General features: G+C 64.7%; 2 protein-coding genes. Both read right to left on the bottom strand.

Translation table 11 applies throughout. The annotated features are described in order from the left end of the window. Window positions 1-86 precede the first annotated feature (86 nt). Window positions 87-515, bottom strand: coding sequence for a Fe-S cluster assembly sulfur transfer protein SufU (sufU, locus tag NKF06_RS20590; protein ID WP_004968864.1), 429 nt, complete (start codon window positions 513-515; stop codon window positions 87-89). Between the two features lie 72 nt (window positions 516-587). Next, window positions 588-1,175 carry a mechanosensitive ion channel domain-containing protein gene (locus NKF06_RS20595; protein ID WP_253246461.1) on the bottom strand — a complete coding sequence of 196 codons (588 nt, stop codon included), beginning with the start codon at window positions 1,173-1,175 and terminating at the stop codon, window positions 588-590. Window positions 1,176-1,278: the final 103 nt, after the last annotated feature.

Below are 1,278 nucleotides of genomic sequence, written 5' to 3' on the forward strand. Positions count from 1 at the left end.
TCGACGGTTCGACGGTTCGACGGTTCGACGGTTCGACGGTTCGACGGTTCGACGGGTCGTCGCGGGCGCTGCCGGCCGAATCCGGCTCAGTCGTCGCCGTCTTCGGTCTTCGTCTGCTCGATTTCTATCTCGCCGTCGTGAATCTTCGCGCCGTCCTGTGCGACCTGTCGCGCGAGGACGGCGCACTTGATGCGCATCGGCGAGATGTCGACGCCGAGCATCTCGGTGATGTCGTCGGTGTCCATCGCTTCCAGTTCCGAGAGCGTCGTGCCCGGCAGTCGCTGGGTGAGCATGCTCGCGGACGCCTGACTGATGGCACAGCCATCGCCGGAGAACGCGACGCGCTCTATGGTCTCGCCGTCGTCGGCGAGCTGCACGTCCATCGTAATCGTATCGCCGCAGGAGGGGTTCTCCCCGGTGTGGGTGAACGTCGGCGATTCCAGCCGACCGTGGTTCCGGGGGTTCTTGTAGTGGTCCATTATCTGCTGACGATACATGTCTGAGCCAATGCCCATTGGTGTTCGTCGGGGCTACGCCCGAGCGCCGTAAAAGGATTCCGGGGCCGGCGATTCGGCCGAATTCGACGCTTAGGTCGCGTCGGCCGGCGACGCGTCTTCGGTCGCCACCGCGTCGTACTTCGTCCACTTCTTTTCGACGTCGCGGTTCGCCACGACGACGGTGTCGCCCTCGTCGTTCTCGAAGCGCGTCTTGCGGAGTTCGATGGAGCTGACCGTCCCCGTCACCGGGTCCGATTTCACCCGGTCGCCGGGGTTGAAATCGGGGTCCCGAAGCAGGTAGACGCCCGCCACCGTGTCGGCTATCATGTTCGACAGCGCGTAGGAGACGCCCAGCGCGATGAAGCCGGTCGCGGTACCGAGACTCGCGGCAATCTCGGTCATCCCAACGATGTTCAACAGCGCGAGCGCCGCGCCGAACCAGAGGAACACGCCCGCGACGGCGACGCCGAGCTCGACCACGAGGTCCTGTTCTTCGGGGTATAGTCCGTCGAGCACGCCCCGGACGACGAGCAGTATCAGCCTGATGCCGACGTAGGCGAGCGCGAGGAAGACGACCGCGGTGAGCACCTTCGGCGCAGCGTCCTGCACCGCGGTCCCGAACTCCGCGACGGTCTCCCGGAGCGTCTCGACGAGAAAACTGGTCAGCGACTGAAGCATACGCTCCGACGACGTGTCAGCGGAACAAATGTATTGGGGGCGGGATAGTCGCGAAAACGGGAACGCGGCCGTATTCAGGCGAACAGTTCGCGGGCGGTGTCGA

It is taken from the genome of Haloferax sp. AB510, from assembly GCF_024136985.1.
Classification (GTDB): Archaea; Halobacteriota; Halobacteria; order Halobacteriales; family Haloferacaceae; genus Haloferax.